We start from the raw sequence: 22,907 nt of genomic DNA, 5'->3' as shown, positions 1-22,907 counted from the left end.
ACAACAGGAGGTTTTAGGATGACAAGCTATATATACGGAAATACCCCTTGCTTTCTAGATGCGACGTGGGCCGTCGATAAAAATAACCGCGGGGCGGATGTTATCATTTATGGCGTCCCTTGGGAAGGCGGGGTCACTTGGGGAGATTACACGGGCGTTGAACTAGGACCTAAATCGATGCGGGTAGCCTCTGCCCGTTACAGTGGCTATCTTCCAGAGCTTGATCATATCAATGTTTTTGATCACCTAAAGTTGGCTGATATGGGCGATGTGGACGTCGTGCCGGCTGAAGTTGACAAAACGGTGGAACGCATTGTTTCTTTTTCCGGAAAGGCCTGGCAAAGCGGAAAATTTCCGGTTGCGCTCGGCGGCGATCACACCATCACCTATCCAATTATTAAGGCATGGAGCGATAAGAACCCGGATAAAAACATAGGCATCATACATATGGATGCCCACTATGACAACATGCCTCATTTTAACGGAGATAAATATGCCCGTAACACACCTTTTGCGCGTCTGTATGAACTGGATGCTGTTCGTAACGAAAGCCTATTACACGTAGGGATACACGGGCCGCGAAACAAACCGGAAAGCGGTCGCTATGCACGCGATGCCGGAGCTAAAACGTTAACCATTAATGATATCCGTGAAGGTGGAGACTTACGTGCCCTTGCACACGATATTTATAAACAGGCAAGCGAAGGCACGGATGCCGTTTATTTATCGATATGCAGCGATGTTCTCGATCACGCGTTTAATCCGGGAGGCCCGGTTGATGTGAACGGCTTATCGTCCTATGAATTGTTAACGATGATTCATGAATTCGGGAAGTTAGGGTTATGCGGCATGGATTTTGTGGAAGTATATCCACAGCAAGACGCAAATGATTTATCTTCCCACCTGGCTTCGACTGTTATTCTTTATGTCCTGGCCGGTCACGCCCTCAGACAAGCCTGACGAGGCATGGCGGTATCGCGAAAGTTTGGGGGCATTTCGCCCCCCCTGTATCCTTTCTATCACAACAGATAAGCGAGTAGTCACGCACTGAAAATTTTCTTGGGCATACATACAAAATTGCGCTTATATGTATAATGTTCTGATAACAAAATGATAAGGCTTCCCCGTCATCAGACGCTACCGTTTAGCTATGCAAAGGCGATACTGCCCCACGCGTCTTCGACGGGGGATGGAAATTATCGCCTAAGAAAGTTAAGATAATATAATGGATGAAATCTCAATCTTGTATTCGGAAAGGGCGAAAAGAAATGACAAAAGCACAGGCCTCAACAATTGGGCGCGCGGTCATCGTTGTCGGCAGTATCATTATACTCTTTTTGCTCGCTGCCTATTTATTTAAACTCACGTACCCGTTCATCATTGCCGCGATCATCGCTTGGGGACTATCGCCTCTCCTAAAATACTTGAAAATAAAACTGAGATTTCCGTCGACGCTAGCCTCATTTGTCGCACTGCTTGTGGGCATTTCCTTATTGGGCGGCATTATCACCGGGATTACATTTCTCATGATTTATGGTTTTCGGCAATTCGGTGAACAATTGCCCAGGTGGATCGAACAAGGCGCTGAACAATTACAACAGATTTTTAATGAAACCATTTTACCCGTATGGACGGAAATGACGGGATTTTTTGATAATTTAACAGCCGCTCAACAAGAAACAATGCACCAAGGGATCACCCAACTTGGCAATCAAATCGGTAATATCCTGGGTAACGTTGGCCAAGCCATTGCAGATGGGGTCGGAAACATTTTCACCGCCATCCCCACGGTTTTGCTTGTGATTATTTTTGTCCTCCTCGCTATCTATTTTATGGGAAAGGACGCCGGGGCGATTAAAGTAGGGCTGCAACGCCGAATCCCGGCATTTGTTCAAGCCAAATTCGTAATGTTTATGCAGCAAGTTCGCGTTCGGGTGTTTGGATTTATTCGTGCCCAATTGATTTTAATGTTTATTACATCCGTTATTGTATTAGTTGGCTTACTTGTATTAGGTACGGAAAACGCGTTGATGCTTGCCATTATTATCGGCGTCGCTGAGATCCTTCCTTACTTGGGAACCGGAACAATTTTAATCCCGTGGGCAGTTTACAGTTTTATTACGGGAGAAATTTTTATGGGCATCGCTTTGTCGATTCTCTACATTGTCGTTGTCATTGTCCGACAGAGCATCGAACCGAAAGTACTGTCCGTCAGCATGAATGTAAACGCGCTCAGTGTGTTGTTCTCCCTGTTTATTGGTTTGCAGCTTTTTGGGATCATTGGCCTGTTTATCGGTCCCGCGTTACTTGTGGTCATCACTATTCTAAATGATATAGGAGTAATCAAGGACATCGAAGATTTCATTTACACCGGATTTAAGGAAGAATAACCTTCGAGATTGTTCAACAAATATCCGTAATATGTGTGTTTATTACAAAACCTGAGGGCGAAAAAACGCCTATTACAGATGGTTTGCAGTTCGTTTAAATCCCTTGTAATTCCCTTGTCTCCACATTCAAAGCTTGCTAGGATTCAAGTGGTTGGCCATAGCACAACCAGAATCTCTACCAAGAGGAGGAGTTTGCACATGTGGAGAATGCAAACCCCTAAATGGGTAAAAAAATACGGTTTGTCTACACTGGCTGCTGGCTTTGCTTTCCTAGCTTTACCGTTTGCCGCCGATGCCAGTGACTTTGGGGACGAATTATTAACCGAAGGGATAGAGGATACACACGTCGAAAAGCTTCAAAGCTTACTTATAGAGGAAGACCAATTAGAAGAAGCCTCAGCGGACGGGGTTTACAATCATTCAACCTCCGAGGCCGTTAAATCTTTTCAAGAAGAAAACAACTTGCTTACCGATGGCCTTGCAGGTCCACAAACATTAGGCGCATTGAAAGTGCTTGAAGAAGGCGATGAAAGTGCGCTGGTGGAAGATCTGCAGGAAACTTTGAAAGATGCGGGTTACTATAACGGGAAAGCCGATGGCTATTTTGATGATGACACGCACGAGGCCGTTAAAAACTTCCAAGAAGCTACTGACATTAACGTAGACGGCCTCGCAGGTCCCGAAACATTCGGCACCCTCTATTATGAAACACCAGAGGCTGTTCAGGAAGAAACGAACAGGGAAGAATCGGCAAAAGAGGAAACAACTGAAGAAGACAGCGTAGAAAACGAAGAAGGAAGCGTTGAGCCACCTGAAGAAACAACGTCAGAAGATACTTCCGAGGACACAACGTCATCGTCCGGTGAATCTGTTTCCGAAAGTCCTGAAGGAGCAACGTATCAAATGGAGGCAACTGCCTACACAGCGGAATGCGATGGTTGCTCCGGAATCACAGCAACCGGCAAAGATCTTCGTAATGATCGAAACGCAAATGTCGTAGCTGTTGACCCTAATGTTATTCCTCTTGGCTCCACCGTCCATGTAGAAGGGTATGGCGAAGCCGTTGCCGCGGATACCGGGGGCGCCATCAATGGCCAAAAAATTGACCTCCATGTGCCGACCAGAGAAGAAGCGATGAACTTCGGACGACAAAATGTGGAAGTGACCGTTTTGGATTAAATACGCTGCATCCCCTGCACATAAGCAGGGGGGGTCTTGAGACTCCCACGGCTAAAGCCGCAAGCCCTATACCTCACGGTAAAGGGTGGGATTCTTGAATGACCAAGCGTTCGCAATCCATTTCTGTTTTGAGCAGCCTTCAAGATGAGGGTGTCTCATCACCCCTCCTAAGACAGTGCTTATAGCAGCTCAGGCTGATTGACTGTGACCGTCAATCACAGGTGCGTATCCAATATTCATCGCACCGATGATGTCTCTATGTTTCTCGAATGCGCATGCACACTTGTAGGTTCGGTCTTGTGCTTTGTTCTTTGCGGAACACATTGGACATGTTTGGCTCGTATAGGCAGGGTTGACGTACTCTACTTGAATGCATTCAAAATTTACCTTGTATTCAATAAACTGAGACAAGCGAAAGAACGACCATGTATGCAGATTCTTTTCGTTTTTACGACTGGTTCTTGTCGTCTGTCGGATATTCGCCAGTTTTCCCAAGCGAATGACAGAAATGTTATTTTCTTTAGCCAAGTCAATAATACTACGACTCACTTTGTGGTCTTGGGCTTTCATGTATCGCTGTTCTTTATCATCGAGACGGCGAATGGCGTTCAGTTTTTTCTTTTCGCCTAGCGATTGACGTTTAGATCGAAACGTTCTCTTTTTGAATTTATTTTTCCTCCCGTTGCCAAAGAATCGCACTTTTTTGTCGTCTATCACTGCAACGGCGGGAACTTTAAGACCTACATCGACACCCATGAATTTGTTCCTAGTTTTTGTTTTGTAGGGATCGTGATAGCGATTTGGGCGATCCATGCAACATCAAGCCAAAAAACAACAAACAAGTACAGAAGACAACAAAACACCATCGATATTTGTAAAATTTCGATTTATGTTAAGTTCGATTATGATAGCTGTCTTTTATAGGCATGATATACCTGTAGAGTCGCGAATGCCGGGTGAGATTTTCTAGGGCTTAGAGAATGTACTGCATCTGCAATTCCCGAATTGATCCTTATGAAACCTCCATGGGTACCGGTTCGCTTTGCAACCGCCTCATTCGGGCTTCATGATCGATTCATGATGATCGGTTCGCTTCGCGGCCGCTTCATGAATGTTTCATGAGTACCGTTTTGCTCTGCGTACGCCTTTTTCGAGCTTCATGTTCGCTTATCACAATGATTATCATGCCCCCCTTTTTTTATTTGCCACTCTGCAAATATTTTCTGACAATATTTGCGCCGGTTATGCGCACAGTTATTATTCTCTACAAACGTGTCGATAAAACATGGCTTTTTACAGATTTTTGTCGCCTGATGGCGTTTCTTGTCCAATTGTATCCTTGCATCGCTTGTTATACCATACTGACAAGGAGGTGCAAGCAATGAAAAAAACAATCTTTGCATCAGCACTAATCGGTATGGTCGTGATCGGAAGCCTTAGTTTGGGAACGTCGTTAACGGGAGTCGAAAGTTACAGTCTACCCTTTGCACACAACATTTCAACACTAACCTTGCCATTCGCTCACTAGGAGCAAAGGGGACCTTCTCCCCTTTGTTTTTTGTCCCTCGTTATTCATGATCTTCGCCCATCTCTTTTTTTGCCATTTCTGCTAAATGTTCTTTTTTTGCTACTTCAAATATGCCAATCGCTTGCTTGAAATGACGTTTCCAAATTTTATAATTTAACTTCCTTTCACAATACCCTCTTTGAAAAAGTAATTCACCGAGTAAGTACATCATTTCTTCGCGCACACAAATCTGTATCCCTCGATCAGCCGCCCCCAATGCTTCATTATAGCGTTCTTCAATGGTAAGAATATTAGATAGATTGTACCACATTCTTACCTTAATACTTGGTTTTAGTTTAGGTACAAATACACTGGCATGGATCGCTTTTAAAAGATTATCATGCGCTTCTTCCCCTTTCCCTTCCGAATACTGAATGATTGCCATGCTGTTCATGATTTCAATTTCCCGTTCCGTATACATTGTGCTTCCCTTATAAGTAAGGGCTAAACCTTCTTCCATATATTCCATTGCTTTTTCATAATCCCCATATAAATGGTAGATGCAAATCCCCAAATGCCATAATCGAAATTGCTGCAAATAAACATTGGTAAAAAATTTTTCATATTCGTGACTTTGCAACGTTTCCATTACATCTTCATAATCATAGTCACGTATTTTCTGACGAATCACATTTTTAAGTTCTTCTATGTAGTCAACCCGTTCATGTTCTCCCATCTGAAAAAAATAATTAACATCTAGATCCAGTTTTTTGGCAATTTCATACAAAGTGGAGGATAGTGGAATAATATCTCCTTTTTCGATTTTACTGATTTGAGCTTGTGTGCAGATATCTTCCGCAAGTTGTTTCTGCGTTAAACCTTTCATCTCTCGATAATAGCGAACATTAAAACCAATCGTATCGTATTGCATAGTTCCCCCTTTATATCCCCTCCTTTTATAATACTACGTCTCTCGTAGTTAAGCATTAAAAAATCCCGCACCGCTTCTTTCGTGGTACAGGATCTGGTACATCGGTCTGTTGTTTTTTCCTCTTCTATGAAATTTCAATCGCTTTTTCGGAGCGATAGGCGTCGATCAGTAACAAAACCGCGGTGATCGTGTGCATCGTCCAGCCCAATCCCGGAATAATGGCCACACAGGAGGTGATAATTCCGAGAATGCTTCCATGCTTATTCTTTCCTTCATTAACGCTGATGATTAATGTGATGATATGCAAAATCAACATTACTACAAGCGGGGACCAATTCATGGATATAATGAGGGAACCTCCAATGATCGGTAACGCCCAAAATGCTTCAAGGCCACCCGTAATCCATTTCATAATTGATGAACGATTCATAAACAATAACGCCTCCATCCCTTTGGGTTTGGCTACTACTTATCTTTTTTTCATGGCACCATGACTAAATATACACGATATGGGAATAAATTTCATTCATAAGGGACTGAAAACGGAAATAGCTCGTTTATCTTTCATCCTGCCCCGTTTTTCATTTTTTATCAGGGAGCATCTGCTTGAAACAAGAATAACTATTTGTTTTTTGGCATATCATTTCAAAAATATTGAATTATCATGTTTTATCAAGCGTGGAAAGTGGAATAGAGGAATAATTCCAAACTCTATAAGGGAAAGAGGGATTTTATGGCACTCGAACTTATTGCCATTCTTGGAATCTCAGGTATATTGGTAGCCGGCAGCGTCACCATGACACTGCTCATGTTCATCCTTTCATCCAAAAAAAACTCATGATCACGTTTTAAAGCCGTATCCTTAAGAGGGTACGGCTTTATTCTGAATGACGGAAACAAATACAATGTTCGCTAATTGGTTGCTTGAGCTGTTGCTTAAAAAAGAAGCAGGACGTCATCTTCACCGGTAGTCTCCCTATCAATTGCAGCAGTTTATCCAGTATAAAGCTGAAATGGCAGGCATCGTAGTGGAATATGTTGTTCCAAACGACACATCGCAGACGTGTAAGTGCGGACATAAATCCAAAAACAACCGTAACGGAACAACGTTCCGGTGCAAGAAATGGGAGTACGCAACACACGCAGACCTGAATGCGGTGATCAACATTTCAAAAGCGATTTCGGGTATTTCCGAAACAAAAAACAAAAAGAAAACATCTTAAAACCTAGTGTTGTGGTAAAAGCAACACCGCCTGTAAGGTCATATGCACCAAAGGTGCATAGAACAAAACAGGACGAGGGGATGGCACACCTCTGAATTAAAGGCTCGTTCAAAACAGAAATAAATTGCGAACGTAATAGCACTTTAGAATCCCATTGCTTTAGCTGTGGGAGTGTCAAGCTACACTTGTTGCACGTTGATTTTTCCATGGCAATGATCGTCGTTGATCCAGCCGAGGGAATCCAAAAAACGCTGTTGGAAGGTGCCAATCCCTTCATCCTTCGAGCGTGCGAATGCGTCTTCAGCGGCGAGGCCATATTGGGCAAGTGCCTCCGTCGCTGATCGTGATAGGTCCACGTTGGTTCCCTTCGCGGCGATATAAGCCGATATAATAGCTCCCAGCAAACACCCCGTGCCAACGACGCGCGAAAGCCACACGTGTCCATTTTTTATGAGATACGTATGCTTCCCGTCACTCACTGCGTCTCTTTCACCGGTGACACAAACCACTGTGCCTAACACGTTAGCGGCCTCTTTTGCCAGCATTTCAGGCGGCTGATCACTTTTTCCTTCTACGCCATGCATATCCGCGTGCATGCCAATAAGAGCGGCAATTTCTCCGCCGTTTCCACGAATGACAGCTACATGAACGCCCTCTAAAAATGCCTGAACAACGCGAGTGCGGTAAGATGTTGCCCCGACCGCCACAGGGTCCAAAACAATCGGGGTTTGGTTTTCATTCGCTGCCTGTGCGGCGAGCCGCATCGCCTCATATTGATAGGGGGTCAGTGTGCCCGTATTTAACAATAAACCATCAGCTGTTCGTGCCATCTCTTCTACTTCTTCATGATTCGCCGTCATAACAGGCGAAGCCCCAACCGCCAACAACCCATTTGCCGTGAAATTCGTCACGACATCATTAGTGATGCAGTGAATGAGGGGATTTTTCTTTCTTACCCAATCGATCAAAAGCCTTCCCCCTTTCTAATGCCTCAAAAAAACGATTCAGCACTACCTATGCTGAATCGATTCCCATTAATAACCTTCGTTAAACCTTCCCAAAAATGATTGCAAGCGTTCACTTTGCGGATTTACGAGTACGTCACGGGGGTGACCGTGTTCAGCAATTTTACCATTATCAAGAAATAGCACGCGATCTGCCACATCACGGGCAAATTCCATCTCATGCGTAATAATCATCATCGTTGTGTCGCCTTCGGCAGCGATGTTTTTAAGCACTTCGAGGACCTCTCCCACAAGTTCGGGGTCAAGGGCGGCTGTTACTTCATCGAAAAGCATCACCTTTGGTTGCATGACGAGGGAACGGGCGATCGCTACCCGCTGTTGCTGTCCGCCTGACAATTGGGATGGGTAGTTATTGATTTTATCACCAAGCCCTACTTTATCCAACATTTCCCGGGCTCTCTTTTTCGCTTCGTCTTTACTGATCCCAAGCACATGAATGGGGGCTTCGGTACAATTGCGCATGATTGTCATATGTGGAAAAAGGTTATATTGCTGAAAGACCATGCCGATCTTTCCTCTGACTTTACGCAAATGTTTTTCGTCAGCGGGGATGAGCTCGCCATTCACTTCTTTATGCCAAAGCATTTCCCCGTCAACTTCGATCGTCCCTTCGGTTGGTTGTTCCAAAGTCATGAGCATGCGAATAATCGTTGTTTTCCCCGAGCCGGAAGGCCCGATTAAAGCAACTTTTTCTCCTTGTTTAACATCGAGATTCAAATCGTTCAAAACGACGGTATCGCCAAACGCTTTTTTGACCTCTTTATAGCGGACAACCACACTTTCGTTATCATCTCCAGCTACTTTTGCCGTTTCTTCCGCCACTTCTTCTGTCATGTTTTCACACCCTTTTCAGAACTTCCGGGTAACTGCCCCGATCGTTTTTCCAAATAACGTATGAACAGTGCTGATGGATAACTAAGCACGAGGAATAAGAAGCCGACAATCGTGACCGGTTCAAGAAAACGATACGTATCCGAACCGATCATTTGGGCTACGGCCAACATTTCCAGCACATAAATACCGGACAACAACGGCGTTTCCTTAAAAAGCACAATCAAGTAATTCCCCAACATCGGAATAACCGGCGGTATTGCTTGCGGCAAAACGACTTTCTGCCATGTTTGCGCTGTTGAAAAGTTCAATGCTTTGCTCGCTTCCCACTGGCTGGCCGGGACAGATTCAATTCCTGAACGATAAACTTCCGATACATAGGTGGCATAATGAACGCCAAGCACAATCGCCCCTGTTACAAACGGAGTCATATCAAAAGCAAAATATACAAAGAATAGCTGCACAAGAGGCGGTGTCATTCTGATAAATTCAACGATACCTGCGACCAACAGTGACAACGGTTTGAAACTTGATCTTCGAAGCAACGTGAGCACAAGCCCAAGGGTCAATGAAATAAGATAGGCAGCGACCGTCGCCCCAATCGTTATACCAATCGCACTTATAATCTCCGGAAACACCTCAAATGCAAATTCCCAATCCCAAGTCATGCCGTACTCACCCCTTTAGATGCCTGTTTCTCCAACCATCTCGTCAACAGGACGAGGGGGAGGGCGATCACAAAATAAGTGAGCAACAAATACGTGTAAATCTCGATTTGATCGCTCAGCGCCGTATTTGCGCCTCGGAGAATATCCGCCCGGTAAGTCATATCGGCAAGCGAAATAAAATAAACGAGCGAGGTTCCTTTTAATAATTCAATAGAATTATTCCCGATCCCAGGTAACATGATACGAAATGCTTGCGGCAATATAATCAGGCGCATGCGCTGAATTTTGGACATGTTGAGGGAAATCGCCGCCTCTTTTTGCCCTTCCGGTACAGATAAAACAGCGCCGCGGACGACTTCTGACGCATAGGCACCGTAGTTAAATCCGAGCGCCAGCCCGCCGGCCAAAAATGTGGAAACCGTAAACGGTGCCAACGACGGTAAGACAAATGCAAAGAAAAACATCTGTACAAGCAACGAGGTTCCGCGAAACAACTCAACAAAGATGGTGGCGACGACGCGCACAACCACGAGTTTAGACGTTCTTGCCAAGCCGGCCACAATCGCGATCGAATAAGCCAATACAGCACCGAACAAAAATGCTTGTACGGTCGTAGACAATCCCTGTAATATGAAAGGTAAAAATTCCCCAATATTGGTAAACACAAGCACCTCTCCCAAGAGCTGACGTTCGCTTAATGGAAAGAAGCACGGTGGGCTATTGTTGACACCGTGCTTCTTTTATCTTTGCCTTTTAGCCTTCACACAGTTCTTCGGTTGTCACCTCGTCTGTGACAACATTTTCTTCATCAAAATCGAACTCTGCGATAATCTCGGCGATTTCGCCGGAATCTTTTAGTTCCTGAAGGCTCTCGTTATAGGCTTCACGCAATTCCTCATCGTCATCGCGAAATACGGCGGCACCATAAGCAACTTGCTCTTCTCCGTCAATAACCGGATCTGTAAAATTTTCCGGCTGCTCAATTGCGTCTGTATCCGCGTTGTCCATCGCAGCGTTCATTGTCGCGCCCGTCATCACCGTCGCGTCAACGTCACCGGCTTCAAGAGCGGCAATGTTCCCCGGGATATCATCGGAATACTGGATATTATCTTCGTCGATGCCAAGGGCTTCGAACATGTCAAGCTGATTAGCGCCGGACATGACCGAGACCGTCGCGTCTTGCTCTACAATATCTTCATAGCTGTGTAAATCCATCGGATTGCCGCTCTGAACGGCCATGCCTTCGCCATAGCTGTATTCAACGTCCCCGAAGCTTCCATTTTCACAACGTTCCGGTTGCACATCCATTCCTGCGGTGACAACGTCATAGTTGCCGGCATTCAAGCTTGGAATGAGGTTCCCGAATTCCGTCACCGTTGCTTCTACGTCCTCAACACCCATGTTTTGAAACACAGCTCTTGCTATTTCCGTACTGGCACCGGTAGCTGTTTCCCCATCAAGATAACCGTAAGGTTCTTCATTAGCGACCCCCACTTGTACGATGCCATTTTCCTCAAGATCCGCGACGGTCGTTTCCCCGCCGCCACACGCTGCCATGAGCGCGCCGACCCCTGTCAATGCAAAGATAAGCCCCATTTTTTTCATCTGTTAATTATCCCCCTCTTAGTAATTTTGGTAAAATAATAGAAAAATCTCTGATATGAACTACAGCTTTCATCTATAAGCTGTAGCTTTTTTTTATCATATCATATATAAAATTTGGTTCAAATTTACCTTAGATTGAAATTTATGTTTTCGAAGCATGACATATCCTACAATCTCGTTATAATAGATTACATGGCTATATCTTATTCTACGATCATTTTCTGAATCTATGCTTATATTTTTAAGAATATTTCATGATTGCTTTCTTTTATGGACCTCTGATTTTATCCTCATCGCCCGCTTCCATTCTTTTATGCCGAGTATACACGTTCACATTTACTACGATTAACGCGATCGCAAATAAAGCCATGAACGGAAAAACATCCGGTTCGGCCTCGATGATAGCAAAATACTCGAAGACTCCAACCAAGAGGAGGATCACACCGACAACCCGTAAACTGATTCGGAAACTCAAGCGATAGGATGCAAACGTCTTCGGAGCCAGGCTTCGTTCGATATCCAATAACTCCCGGTAAAAGGGAAGCATTCGCTCGACAACAGTCCGATTCCCACGCCCTTCGACCATAGACCAGATGATCAAGACCAAGCCAAGCGCCGGAATTACGATTGTAAAAGGGAGATAAATAAAAAAATACATATAGGCAAAAAAAGCAATGGTAAAAAAGATGCTAACAAAAAAATGATCGGTCTTTTTTTTTCGTCGGTATGATGGTATTAATTCCATGCACTCACCTCTAGCTGTTTACAAACGGTTATGTTTCACTTTCTTACTCCTTACCTCCCACCGCTGGAAATATAACGCAGCCATTCTTCCCGCAATAAACTGTATTGCACAAGGTCATGATAGTGGTCATACAGCCATTCCCCATCACGAACGACCCCTTCAAAAAGAAAGCCGAGCCTTTTTGGGATCGCCTGGCTTTCATAATTGGTCACTCCACATTGGATTTGCACACGGTTTAATTGATAATCATTAAACACGATCGCCAATACCGCTTGGGTAGCTTTTGTCATAATCCCTCGTCCCGTATATGCCTCGGTAAGCCAGTAACCCAATGATGTCCTTCTATTCATCCAATCGATGTCATGTAAACCGATAACCCCCACAAGAACACCGTCTTTCTTGATCCCCGCCTGAAAGCCTCTGCCATCTGCGTATTGTTGCAGCCACGCGTGAATGACAGGTTGAAAATCTGCAACGGTTTTCATTGCATCGACCCATGGCAACCATCGCCTGAGATGTCCGCGGGACGCGTCAACCACTGAATGTAATTCCTGTGCATGTTGCATCTCAATAAGATGCAAAAAAAGATTCTCGCCCAACGTTATTTTAAACATAATATCTCCTTTCCCGTAGCAAGAACAGGGACTGGAAACAGAGGCTTTAGAAAGACGTTCCTTATCCTATTGTCCATACGTTCTGATGGTGTAAAAAAAGCGATTCCGTGATTGATGTATACACGGAATCGCCCTCCTCTATGATGCTCTATTGACGTATAACGTTAGCCGCTTGCGGGCCACGATCTCCTTCAACAATTTCAAATTCTACTGTCTCGCCATCGTCCAACGTTTTGAACCCTTCGGCTTGGATCGCGGAAAAGTGAACGAATACGTCATCTCCGTCCTCCCGTTCGATAAATCCAAACCCTTTTTCTGCATTAAACCATTTTACTGTGCCTTTCATTTCGTACAAAGGCCTCCTTAACCTAAAATTCTGAAGTGATTATACGATAAACCCTGTTGGATCCATTGATCGAGCAGAGGCCTGTGATTCACAGTCCGTTCATCACTTACACAATAATAAGGTAACACGTTTATGTCCCTATTGCAACCAGGTAATACAAATGATTACCGAATTTTTTCAACCTTTCAAACAACTCCACCTTCATTCTAACGACATTTGAAAACGGAGATGCTCACGACCACCTTCGCAACCGGAAAGTTTTGATTAGGCGATCCCCGAAGTTCCGGCAGTTAAAACGCAACGCTTCGTTACGAATGTTCGTCGTAACGAAACATGTTTTGGTAACGATTTTCCCACGCTTCCCCCCTTCATAGGAAGCGAGGCTCTTTTCGCCTAAAACAGATAAAAGCCGTACATCTCCCTTTCTTTTTTTCGGGCATTTTTCCCGGCGATTGTCCATATCATTCTATTATAAATTGATTTCAATATATTCAAAAAAAGGAGTGAAAGTCTTATGCCGGGGATTGGAATAGCTGTCATTGGAATCATCATCTTTGCACTCGGGTACCTTTACTATTCCAAATTTATTGCCAAACACATTTATCGACTTGATCCGAATTTTCGTACGCCCGCCCACCAGTTTAACGATGGTATTGATTTCGTACCAACGAAAAAAAGCATCGTTTGGGCCCATCATTTCACCTCCATTGCAGGTGCAGCGCCGATATTAGGACCGGCCATCGCTGTTTATTGGGGCTGGCTTCCAGCGTTTATATGGGTGGTGCTCGGAACGGTCTTCGCCGCCGGGGTCCATGATTTCGGGGCGCTTGTTTTATCTGTGCGAAATAAGGGACGATCCATCGGTACGCTTGCCGAACGTTTAATCGGCAGGCGCGCGAAGATGCTGTTTCTCTTTATCATTCTTATTCTTGTCTTAATGGTCAACGCCGTGTTCGCGTGGGTCATTGCCAACTTGTTCGTCACGTTTCCGGCCAGTGTATTGTCCATCTTTATTCAAATTCCGCTCGCGGTCATTATTGGTATTTATTTTCTCAGGCGTGGGAAAGGATTGCTTTTCCCTTCCCTCCTTGCCTTGATCGTCATGTATGGAACAGCCGCGCTGGCAAGCGGCATTCCCGCTTTACAAATTGACTTGGTGAGTTATTTCGGCGGTGAGAATGCAACCGTCGCTTTCGGAATCGATGCCGTATCAATAGCATTTTTAATCTGGATCGTCATTTTAATGGCTTATGTCTATATTGCGTCGACGTTGCCTGTCTGGAAACTCTTGCAACCGCGAGACTACATCAATGCCCATCAGCTCATCATCGGGTTGGGTATTTTATATCTCGGGTTATTAGTGACGAATCCGGAAGTAACAGCGCCGGTTACACGTTCTGTGGATGACGTTTCCTGGTTCCCGCTGTTGTTTATTACGATTGCGTGCGGGGCTATATCAGGATTTCATTCGCTCGTATCTTCAGGAACAACGTCTAAACAGTTAAACAAGGAATCCGATGCTCGTCTGGTCGGTTACGGCGGCTCGATCGGAGAAGGAATCTTGGCGATTATTTCCATTGTCGCCGTGGTGACGTTATTTTCCACTCAAGAGGAATTTTTGAGCACCTATTCCAGTTTCACCACCGCCAATGAGATCGGGTTAAACAACTTTATTGAAGGCGCGGCCCAACTCGCCACCGGATTGTTCATTCCGGAAGCAATTGCACAAACGATTGTGGCTGTCGTCGTCATCAGTTTTGCTGCCACAACGCTCGATACCGCCGTTCGATTAATGCGCTATATCATTTCGGAGATTGCCACCGAGTATAAAGCATATGCCTTAACGAAAAAGCATGTCGCTACCGCCATCGCCGTCGGCTCCAGCATGACACTTGTCCTCATGCCCGGAGATGAAAGAGGCTTTGGCGCCGGAGGCTATCTGCTCTGGCCGTTGTTCGGTACCTCGAATCAATTGCTTGCCGGCATCGCGTTATTACTCATTACCATTTGGCTGCGCCGACAAGGACGAAATTTCCTAGTCACATTCATTCCTATGGTCTTCTTGCTCGCAATGACTTTATTGGCCATGTTCTCTCAAGTATGGTTTGAATGGGCCTGGTACGGTAGCGATTCGAATTTTCTGCTATTCACGCTCGGTGCGATTATCCTCATCTTTGCCGTATGGATATGCCTTGAAGCCTACCTGCTGTTTAAAAATGACAAAACGAAAGCGCTTGAAGATGATGATCGGTAACGCATATGGATGAATTTTCTCTCCGTATGTTTCCTGGCCCTTCCACGAGACCTCGGATTGGATTTTTACCCCTTTCGGTGGGTCCTTTCAAATCCATCAGATGGTGTCATGAGCTTATCATGACACCACTGGCCGTTTTTCTTCCCCGTATGATGTCATATCGGATTCCTACGGGCATCTTTGTTTAAACAATCCTCCCATCTGCTATAATATAATAGGTAAAACAGTGAATTGGAGGGTCGCGATTTGGGGTTTAAAGATCAACTATCACGTGCCCTGGCGTTTTATGATGAAGTGCTTCGACTCCCGCACCGTTCTGAAATCAAACGGGAGCTTCGGGATGAAGATGATATTTTTTACTTGCTATCTTTTTCTGAAATGCTAGGTATTCCGAACCCTGTTTCCTATTATACGTTGGAATTATATCCGGAAATGGTTGAAGAATTTCATGATTGGCATTTGCGAATGGGCATGGAAAAGTCTCCGATCGATGGCATTCGTTGTTGCTGATAAACTTATTTGGTAGAACCGGCAGAAGCAAGTGGAAGCTTGCTTCTTTTTTCATTTACATAATACCTTTCATAAACCTATAATGAATGTTGAATCGTTTTCATCATAATACACTGGAAAGGATGTGGACATTTTATGTCAGGGATCTTGCTCGCCGTCATCGGCATGGCGATGCTAGCTTTTGGCTATTTCTATTATTCTAAGTTTATCGCCAAACGCATTTACCGTTTGGATCCGAATTTTCAAACACCTGCACACCAATTTAATGACGGTGTTGATTTTGTGCCTACGAAAAAAAGCGTTCTCTGGGCTCATCAATTTACGTCCATCGCAGGCGCAGCCCCAATTCTGGGACCGGCTATTGCGGTTTATTGGGGCTGGCTGCCTGCTTTTCTTTGGGTGATCCTCGGAACCGTTTTCGCTGCCGGGGTCCATGATTTTGGCTCCCTCGTTCTGTCCGTACGAAACAAGGGACAATCGATTGGCACCTTGGCTGATCGCTTAATCGGCCGGCGGGCAAAACTGCTTTTTTTATTTATTATTCTTATTCTTGTGCTTATGGTAGCGGCCGTTTTCGCCTGGGTAATTTCCGACTTGTTTGTCAGCTATCCGGCTAGCGTTCTTTCCATCTTTATTCAAATTCCACTTGCTGTTCTGATTGGGGTTTATTTCCTCAAGCGTGGAAAAGGATTACTTCTCCCTTCCATTATCGCCTTGATCGTCATGTACGGAACGGCTGTTTTGGCCAGCTATGTTCCGGCTTTGCAAATCGATCTTGTTCAGTATTTCGGCGGTGAAGGCTCAACGGTCGTTTTCGGACTGGACGCGGTTTCCATGTCATTTCTAATCTGGATTATTATTCTTATGACGTATGTTTACATTGCGTCCACGCTTCCAGTATGGAAATTGCTCCAACCCCGGGATTACATAAACGCGCACCAGCTCTTAGTCGGGTTAGCCGTTCTTTATCTCGGTTTATTAGTGACAAATCCCGAAGTGACAGCTCCGACGACACGCTCGACGGACGATGTCTCCTGGTTCCCGCTTCTCTTTATTACCATCGCCTGCGGAGCGGTATCAGGTTTCCACTCCCTCGTCTCCTCGGGCACAACATCCAAACAATTGAATAAAGAAACCGACGCCCGTACCGTTGGGTATGGAGGGGCCATTGGTGAAGGTGTTCTGGCGCTTATCTCCATTATTGCCGTTGTCACCTTCTTCTCGACGAGCGATGATTTCTTAACGGCTTACCCTACCTTTGATGTAGCAAACGCGGAAGGGCTTGGTAATTTTATCGAGGGCGCCGCACAACTGGCCTCCGGTTTACTCATACCCGAATCCGTCGCGCAAACGATTGTCGCGGTCGTTGTAATCAGCTTTGCCGCTACAACGCTCGATACTGCCGTTCGTTTAATGCGCTATATCATTTCCGAAATCGGGCGCGAATACAATGCGTTAGCGCTCACAAAAAAGCACGTAGCCACATCCATCGCCGTCGGTGCGAGTATGGCGCTTGTCCTTCTTCCGCAAGATGATCGTGGATTGGGGGCCGGTGGTTACATTTTATGGCCGCTCTTCGGTACGTCCAACCAGTTGCTCGCCGGGATTACGTTAATGCTCATCACCATTTGGTTGAGCCGCCAGGGAAGGAACTATCTCGTTACATTGATACCGATGGTATTTCTGCTCATAATGACGATTCTAGCCATGCTCCAACAGCTTAGCACGGAGTGGTGGATATTCGCTGAAAACGGTGATGCACTTCTCTTTGTGCTCGGTTCCATAATCCTCGCGTTTGCCGTATGGATTTGCTTGGAAGCTTACTTGTTGTTTAAACAGGGGAAATCCCAACGGTTAGATAATGATTAATCATCGCGATGTGCACCGAGCACATCCCTTTAAAAAGAGAGGAGGTTCTGGTATGCATCACCACTCCATTTTGTTTTTTGGCGGAAAAGGCGGAGTAGGAAAATCAACCTGCTCCGCTGCCTTCGCCCTTTCCGCCGCACAAAACGGAAAAAAAGTGCTACTCATTTCCACCGATCCCGCTCACAATCTTGAAGACTTGTTTGACATGCGAATTGGAAACACGATCTCCCAGTTGCAAACCAATCTATATGGATTGGAAATTGACGCAGAAGAAGAGTCGAAACGCTATATCGCGGGAGTCAAAGAGAATTTACAAGGCCTCGTTCATGCCCACCGGGTAAGTGAAGTACACAGGCAAATCGATATGGCCGCCAACACGCCGGGGGCCGATGAGTCCGCCCTTTTCGATGCACTTGTGAACATTATCCTCGAACAAACCGAGCACTTTGACCTCATCGTTTTTGATACAGCACCCACCGGGCACACCTTGCGGTTGCTTTCTTTGCCGGAGATGATGGAAGCATGGATCGATGGCATGTTAAAACGGAGACGTACGGTGAATGAGAACTATAGTCAATTGTTAAACGATGGCGAGCCTGTGGAAGACCCGATCTATCAAACGTTGATGAAGCGGAAGCAAAAATTTGTGGAAGCGAGGAAATGGCTGTTAGACAAAAGAAAAACCGGGTTCGTCTATGTGCTCACACCTGAACGGCTTCCAATTGAAGAAACATCACGGGCCGTCGAACAGCTCGCTCAAGCGAAAATGAACGTGAATACGTTAATCGTCAATAAATGTCTGCCCGACGAAGCCGATGCCTCTCCTTTTTTCCAAAAAAGAAAAGAGCAAGAGCAGCAATATATCGAAACGATTCACGGGCAATTTAAAAAACAGAAGAAAATTTTCCTTCCATTGCTATCTGAAGACATCTCCACACGAGCAAACCTTCAACATATTTCCGATTATTTGTGAAGGCAAAGACGGCAGCGGCGCACCCGCCGCCGTCTTTGTTTAATTGCTGGGGAAGGTCCGGACGCGTGCAACGGAGGCACTTATCCTCGGCCGCCTCCTTATATGAACGAAACACCAGTATAGAAAAAGGCAATGTAAATCATGGATCTATTTAATTCTATCAAAAATCCATCGCAATATTCGCTATAATAAATTAGGCAGTTACCAGTACCCTCACGCTTTTTGGTTTCCCGCCCACTCAGTATTCGACAAAAAAGCACTAAAATTTCCTATTGTTTATTACAAATTTTAATTTTTTTCTACTGACGGATTTTATAGAATGAATGAAAAGAGTTGAAAGGAGCTAGAATAATGGAAGACAAGCTAAGCAAATTTGAGAGAATTGCAAAACGACGAACAGAGGAAACGGTTAAAAAAATCCGCCTCATCGGTAATTTATCCAATAAGAACAATTATGATTATACTGATGAACATTTGGACAAAATATTTGCCGCGCTCGAGGCCGAATTGAAAGCGGCACGTCGTAAATTCCACGGCCATCATAGTTCACCTGAGTTTCATCTGAGCTTCGATCCGGTCCGTAAACGCAAAAAAACTAGTTAACGAAAATATCGGGGCCTAGCGCCCCGACTTCTATTTCTCCCCTCTAGCCGTACGTCCATTTTCGCCACAGCGCTTCCATCGGTCCTTGTTTGAATGTCTGCAAGTAAAGGTTGCTGACAATAAGTTGTGCCGTAAAGATGATAACAGCAACCATCAACCCAACTCCGCTCGATATTTGCCCAAACAACCCTAATCCAAATCCATAAAAAATAAAGATGGCGATGATCGTTTGCATTAAATAGTTGGTCAATGCCATTCTTCCTACCGCCGCAAACGGCATCAATAACCTTTGCCAGCCCTTTGACCTTATTATAAGCACGAGTCCGGATACGTAAAAAAGCATGAGCAATGGTCCGGCGGCAAAGTTCAAGCCCTCTGCCATTCCGTAGGTCACAAAGGACGGGAGCGGAAGTACATCATAATGTAAGGAGGTCATGAGTGCCGTCAACAACCCCCCGCTCCAAAAACTGTGTATACAAAGACTTTTCCATTTTTTTACATTACCTTCAACATCATGAAACATTCCTCTTTTCCCCATATATAGTCCTATGAGAAAGAGTGGCAACACAGCGATCGCGATAAATATTGATTGCATGAGAACGGGAATGACTTCATTAAAAAATCGGTACTGCAAAATGTCGCCGTACGTTCCGTTGGCCATGACCGCCTCTCCCGACTCTACGCTGTTCTCAAATCCAGCGAAAGACCCCATTCCACTTTCCATTTTCAGTTGTAAACCTACACCGCTTACACTCGTCAAAAACAACATGATCATCGAGGCAGCTCCTAGTAATGAAACAAGCCAAACCATAATTGTTTTTGGCTGACGATGGACAAAAAGCAGAAGCAAAAAGCCGGCAAGCGCGTATGTATGTAAGATATCTCCCGACCATAGAAACACTAAATGGAGCAAACCAATGATCAACAAAAACACGAGGCGGCGGACAAACATTCGATCCGCGTGGATGTCTTTTTCTAACAAACGAGTATAAAAAATATAAAAGCCAAGCCCGAACAACAAGGAAAACATCGGGTAAAATTTACCTTCAACAAAGATCGTATTGAAGACGTCAGCGAATTGGCTGAGTGCACCCTGGGGTACCGTCCCGCCTTCAATATATGGGCGAACATCGGTAAAAGCCAAAGATTTAAACGCATACATGTTTGCGATCAAAATGCCAAAAACTGCAATCCCACGAATAATATCCAATGTATGTATACGCTCATTTCCAGGTATTTGTGTCGCTTTCATTCGAAGCCTCCCCCTAGCATTATTTAGGCGCCCGCCTATAACAGCCCTTTATGCTTCCCAGACTACAAGCGCTTTATTCTAGTACCATTTTACACCTATATGCATGAATTTGGAAATCATTCCTCACGTGTCCCCCTTTTTTTAGTTGTATCTTCGATATGGCTAGTGAAGGGAGGTGAGCACATGAACCCGGAAACAACGAGTTTACAACTAGTTTTTGAGGATGGGGTGGACGAATTCGGAGAGCCTGTCATTTACAGCCGGCGCTTTAACACTATCAATGTTGACGCAAGCGACGAGGATATTCAAGTGGTTGCCTCCGCGCTCGCTTCATTGTCCGCCGGCGAGTTAAGTGGGGTTACGCGCAGAAATGACTACAGCCTTCTACCAGTGGAAGGCAATTAATGGATGAGGAAGGAGTGTAGAGCATGACCGTAGATTTGCAAATGAGATTTCGTAATGAAGAAGGACGGATGTCGACAATATCGGTGAACAACCCTGCTGAGGATATTGCCTCTTCCGAAGTGGAAGAAGTAATGGATCAAATCCTTGATCACAATGTATTTTTTACCTCCGGCGGCCTTCTGGTTGAAAAAGTCGACGCAAGGTTAGTTTCACGTTCAGTAGAGCAGATGTACGAGGCTTAAGGACGCCGGGCAAATGATGGACCAGTCGATGATAAAGGGGGTTCACAATCATGGAGGAATGGATGTCACTGCTTTTTAATCATGGATTTGCAGCTGTAGTCGCTTTCTACCTGTTGCATCGAATGGAAAAAAAGCTCGACCTATTAATCAACGCTGTTTGTGAACGACCGACAAAAGAGGAATAAAAAGACGTCATGTCTTTTTAGAGCTTAGAGGCAAGATGGATAAAAATCGGGAAAAGAACCGATTTGTTTACCAAAAAGAAGCCATCCAAAAAGGATGGCTTCTTTTTAAATGGATAAACCGCTGGGCGGGTCTTGCACCGTGATGATCGTCACTCCTTTATCCAATTCTTCTTCCAATCTTTCTGCTTCGGTTGTGGAAAAATCCAATTCTTCCAATTTTGCCCGCAATTCATCCCCTTTTTTACGGAATATATTTTTCACGGACACTCCAAATCCTGTCTCACTGACGCCAACGGTGTTTGCGTCTGTACGATCGGCCACCCGCTCCGTATGGTCGTCATCATGTGTGATAACATAAATATTATCTTCGTGTATTTCTCCTTTTAATCTTTCTATCGTTGCTACCGCTTCATCATCATTTTTAAACGTTCGATAGATAGGCGCCATCCTACAACTCTCCTTTCATCGTCTTATATTGTCCCCTTCCCACCGTTTTTCTTATTTAAACCCACGCACCGAAAGCATTGTGATAGAATTTATTTTAGATAAGAAAACGATGGGAAAGGGAAAGACTTCATTCTCGATGACGAAGCCCATGGGTTTTCGAAAGAGAAATTTTGGCGTTTCTACATCATCTTTGATATCTCCGTTTTTTACCAGTTCACAAAACATTGATGGTCTTCATTGGCAACATCGGTGCTCATGTTAATCTCATAATGAATGGATGAAAATTGCTTCGAAAAATAATAGCCACCTTAGTGACAAACGTCGCCATGAAGAATGATATAAAAGCACCGGTTTAACGATGATGGTCATTTTGAAATCCGGTATGATAAAGGAGAAACAGCGTACACGATCATAATTTTTCAACTGAGGGAGCATGCCGGATGAGAATACCGAAAAAGTTCAAAAGAAACATAGCCCGTAACCGTGTTGTTGGTATCGGATCGATTTTTGCCCTCTTTTTCCTCGTTGCCGGTATCTTTATGATTGCCCAGACATTTAACGAGCAACAAATCGATCGGTTTTTGAATGGGGGGTTATCCGGCTACAGCAACGATGAAATTCCCGAACAATATTTTTCAATTTATCAGGCTGCCGCTAAAGAGTTCAACATTCCATGGCAGGTGTTGCCGGCTGTTCATCGTGTCGAAACGAAATTTTCAACAATGGACCCAATGGTTTCCCCCGTCGGAGCGGAAGGGCATATGCAATTCATGCCTTGTACGTGGCACGGCTGGACACATCCCACTTGCGAGGATGTGGGAGCCGGAGAGATCCCCAATGCAGAGTTAAAAAACCCTGACAGGATTGAGATGAACGGCGGATATGGGGTGGACGCGACAGGAAGCGGCACCGCTGACCCGTGGGATGAAAGAGATGCCATTTTTTCCACCGCCAATTTTTTAGCAGCCAACGGCGCAGATGAGGGCGACCTGGAAAGTGCCCTATATATGTATAACCGTTCGGAAATATATGTAGAAGACGTGATGGCCTATTATGACATCTATATACACGAGGGGTATGAGATCGTTGACGAAAACGAATGA

The 22,907-nt window shown here is 44.9% G+C and carries 24 protein-coding genes and 2 pseudogenes; 13 read left to right on the top strand and 13 right to left on the bottom strand.

What is annotated here, in order from left to right; genetic code table 11:
• Positions 1-18 precede the first annotated feature (18 nt).
• The 3 genes from DT065_RS17560 (at position 19) to DT065_RS17550 (ending at position 3,569) form a co-directional block, all read left to right on the top strand.
• On the top strand, positions 19-960 hold the full coding sequence (locus DT065_RS17560) for an agmatinase family protein (RefSeq protein ID WP_114375596.1): 942 nt from the start codon (positions 19-21) through the stop codon (positions 958-960).
• 308 nt (positions 961-1,268) lie between these two features.
• Positions 1,269-2,390: a sporulation integral membrane protein YtvI gene (ytvI, locus tag DT065_RS17555; RefSeq protein ID WP_114375594.1), complete on the top strand. Its 1,122-nt coding sequence runs from the start codon at positions 1,269-1,271 to the stop codon at positions 2,388-2,390.
• A 198-nt stretch (positions 2,391-2,588) separates the two neighbouring features.
• Complete coding sequence (locus tag DT065_RS17550) at positions 2,589-3,569, top strand: peptidoglycan-binding protein (RefSeq protein WP_114375592.1); 981 nt, start codon at positions 2,589-2,591, stop codon at positions 3,567-3,569.
• A 189-nt stretch (positions 3,570-3,758) separates the two neighbouring features.
• On the opposite strand, the pseudogene DT065_RS17545 reads toward DT065_RS17550, so the two are convergent.
• The 3 genes and pseudogenes from DT065_RS17545 to DT065_RS17535 all read right to left on the bottom strand — a co-directional run.
• Positions 3,759-4,381 (bottom strand): annotated as a pseudogene (locus DT065_RS17545) (RNA-guided endonuclease TnpB family protein); the annotation flags it as partial.
• A gap of 756 nt (positions 4,382-5,137) precedes the next feature.
• Entirely contained in the window at positions 5,138-6,007 is an 870-nt protein-coding gene (locus tag DT065_RS17540) for a helix-turn-helix domain-containing protein (protein ID WP_114375590.1), read from the bottom strand.
• Between the two features lie 124 nt (positions 6,008-6,131).
• Complete coding sequence (locus DT065_RS17535) at positions 6,132-6,437, bottom strand: hypothetical protein (protein ID WP_114375588.1); 306 nt, start codon at positions 6,435-6,437, stop codon at positions 6,132-6,134.
• A 511-nt stretch (positions 6,438-6,948) separates the two neighbouring features.
• Here DT065_RS17535 and DT065_RS17530 point away from each other — a divergent pair.
• Positions 6,949-7,230: pseudogene (locus DT065_RS17530) on the top strand (transposase); the annotation flags it as partial.
• A gap of 179 nt (positions 7,231-7,409) precedes the next feature.
• On the opposite strand, the gene thiM reads toward DT065_RS17530, so the two are convergent.
• The 8 genes from thiM to DT065_RS17490 all read right to left on the bottom strand — a co-directional run bounded on the left by thiM (position 7,410) and on the right by DT065_RS17490 (position 13,064).
• A complete protein-coding gene (gene thiM, locus DT065_RS17525) occupies positions 7,410-8,198 on the bottom strand; it encodes a hydroxyethylthiazole kinase (RefSeq protein WP_227002659.1) in 789 nt (262 codons plus the stop codon).
• 66 nt (positions 8,199-8,264) lie between these two features.
• Entirely contained in the window at positions 8,265-9,089 is an 825-nt protein-coding gene (ehuA, locus tag DT065_RS17520; protein ID WP_114375584.1) for an ectoine/hydroxyectoine ABC transporter ATP-binding protein EhuA, read from the bottom strand.
• On the bottom strand, positions 9,086-9,754 hold the full coding sequence (ehuD, locus tag DT065_RS17515) for an ectoine/hydroxyectoine ABC transporter permease subunit EhuD (protein WP_114375582.1): 669 nt from the start codon (positions 9,752-9,754) through the stop codon (positions 9,086-9,088). The genes ehuA and ehuD overlap by 4 nt, the downstream gene beginning before the upstream one ends.
• Positions 9,751-10,419, bottom strand: a complete 669-nt coding sequence (ehuC, locus tag DT065_RS17510; RefSeq protein ID WP_114375580.1) for an ectoine/hydroxyectoine ABC transporter permease subunit EhuC — start codon at positions 10,417-10,419, stop codon at positions 9,751-9,753. The genes ehuD and ehuC overlap by 4 nt, the downstream gene beginning before the upstream one ends.
• 88 nt (positions 10,420-10,507) lie before the next feature.
• Positions 10,508-11,359 (bottom strand): ectoine/hydroxyectoine ABC transporter substrate-binding protein EhuB, encoded by an 852-nt coding sequence (ehuB, locus tag DT065_RS17505; protein ID WP_114375578.1) that lies wholly within the window; start codon positions 11,357-11,359, stop codon positions 10,508-10,510.
• A 268-nt stretch (positions 11,360-11,627) separates the two neighbouring features.
• Positions 11,628-12,104 carry a hypothetical protein gene (locus tag DT065_RS17500; protein WP_114375576.1) on the bottom strand — a complete coding sequence of 159 codons (477 nt, stop codon included), beginning with the start codon at positions 12,102-12,104 and terminating at the stop codon, positions 11,628-11,630.
• Between the two features lie 50 nt (positions 12,105-12,154).
• Positions 12,155-12,718: a GNAT family N-acetyltransferase gene (locus tag DT065_RS17495; protein WP_114375574.1), complete on the bottom strand. Its 564-nt coding sequence runs from the start codon at positions 12,716-12,718 to the stop codon at positions 12,155-12,157.
• Positions 12,719-12,866: 148 nt separating this feature from the next.
• Positions 12,867-13,064, bottom strand: coding sequence for a cold shock domain-containing protein (locus tag DT065_RS17490; RefSeq protein WP_090399353.1), 198 nt, complete (start codon positions 13,062-13,064; stop codon positions 12,867-12,869).
• A gap of 514 nt (positions 13,065-13,578) precedes the next feature.
• On the opposite strand from DT065_RS17490, the gene DT065_RS17485 reads away from it, so the two are divergent.
• The 5 genes from DT065_RS17485 to DT065_RS17465 all read left to right on the top strand — a co-directional run bounded on the left by DT065_RS17485 (position 13,579) and on the right by DT065_RS17465 (position 19,273).
• A complete protein-coding gene (locus DT065_RS17485) occupies positions 13,579-15,318 on the top strand; it encodes a carbon starvation CstA family protein (protein ID WP_114375572.1) in 1,740 nt (579 codons plus the stop codon).
• A gap of 246 nt (positions 15,319-15,564) precedes the next feature.
• A complete protein-coding gene (locus DT065_RS17480) occupies positions 15,565-15,828 on the top strand; it encodes a cory-CC-star protein (protein ID WP_114375570.1) in 264 nt (87 codons plus the stop codon).
• Between the two features lie 135 nt (positions 15,829-15,963).
• The gene (locus DT065_RS17475; RefSeq protein WP_114375568.1) at positions 15,964-17,697 is read left to right on the top strand and encodes a carbon starvation CstA family protein; all 1,734 of its coding nucleotides are present in this window, start codon (positions 15,964-15,966) and stop codon (positions 17,695-17,697) included.
• 52 nt (positions 17,698-17,749) lie between these two features.
• Positions 17,750-18,670, top strand: a complete 921-nt coding sequence (locus DT065_RS17470) for an ArsA family ATPase (RefSeq protein WP_114375566.1) — start codon at positions 17,750-17,752, stop codon at positions 18,668-18,670.
• 351 nt (positions 18,671-19,021) lie between these two features.
• Positions 19,022-19,273, top strand: a complete 252-nt coding sequence (locus DT065_RS17465) for a hypothetical protein (RefSeq protein WP_227002658.1) — start codon at positions 19,022-19,024, stop codon at positions 19,271-19,273.
• 43 nt (positions 19,274-19,316) lie between these two features.
• On the opposite strand, the gene DT065_RS17460 is transcribed toward DT065_RS17465, so the two are convergent.
• Positions 19,317-20,525 carry a DUF418 domain-containing protein gene (locus DT065_RS17460; protein ID WP_114375564.1) on the bottom strand — a complete coding sequence of 403 codons (1,209 nt, stop codon included), beginning with the start codon at positions 20,523-20,525 and terminating at the stop codon, positions 19,317-19,319.
• Positions 20,526-20,708: 183 nt separating this feature from the next.
• On the opposite strand from DT065_RS17460, the gene DT065_RS17455 reads away from it, so the two are divergent.
• From DT065_RS17455 to DT065_RS17445, 3 genes are read left to right on the top strand one after another with little or no spacing between them, the layout of a single operon-like run.
• Positions 20,709-20,930, top strand: a complete 222-nt coding sequence (locus DT065_RS17455) for a DUF1659 domain-containing protein (protein ID WP_160112637.1) — start codon at positions 20,709-20,711, stop codon at positions 20,928-20,930.
• A 23-nt stretch (positions 20,931-20,953) separates the two neighbouring features.
• Entirely contained in the window at positions 20,954-21,172 is a 219-nt protein-coding gene (locus DT065_RS17450; protein WP_114375560.1) for a DUF2922 domain-containing protein, read from the top strand.
• Between the two features lie 50 nt (positions 21,173-21,222).
• Entirely contained in the window at positions 21,223-21,357 is a 135-nt protein-coding gene (locus DT065_RS17445) for a YvrJ family protein (RefSeq protein ID WP_114375558.1), read from the top strand.
• Positions 21,358-21,462: 105 nt separating this feature from the next.
• Here the strand turns inward: DT065_RS17445 and DT065_RS17440 are convergent, their stop codons facing one another.
• Positions 21,463-21,804 (bottom strand): YflT domain-containing protein, encoded by a 342-nt coding sequence (locus DT065_RS17440; protein ID WP_114375556.1) that lies wholly within the window; start codon positions 21,802-21,804, stop codon positions 21,463-21,465.
• A gap of 440 nt (positions 21,805-22,244) precedes the next feature.
• On the opposite strand from DT065_RS17440, the gene DT065_RS17435 reads away from it, so the two are divergent.
• Complete coding sequence (locus DT065_RS17435) at positions 22,245-22,907, top strand: lytic transglycosylase domain-containing protein (RefSeq protein WP_227002657.1); 663 nt, start codon at positions 22,245-22,247, stop codon at positions 22,905-22,907.

The sequence above is a fragment of the Salicibibacter kimchii genome (assembly GCF_003336365.1).
GTDB lineage: Bacteria > Bacillota > Bacilli > Bacillales > Marinococcaceae > Salicibibacter > Salicibibacter kimchii.
This window is presented reverse-complemented; position numbering and strand designations above follow the sequence as displayed.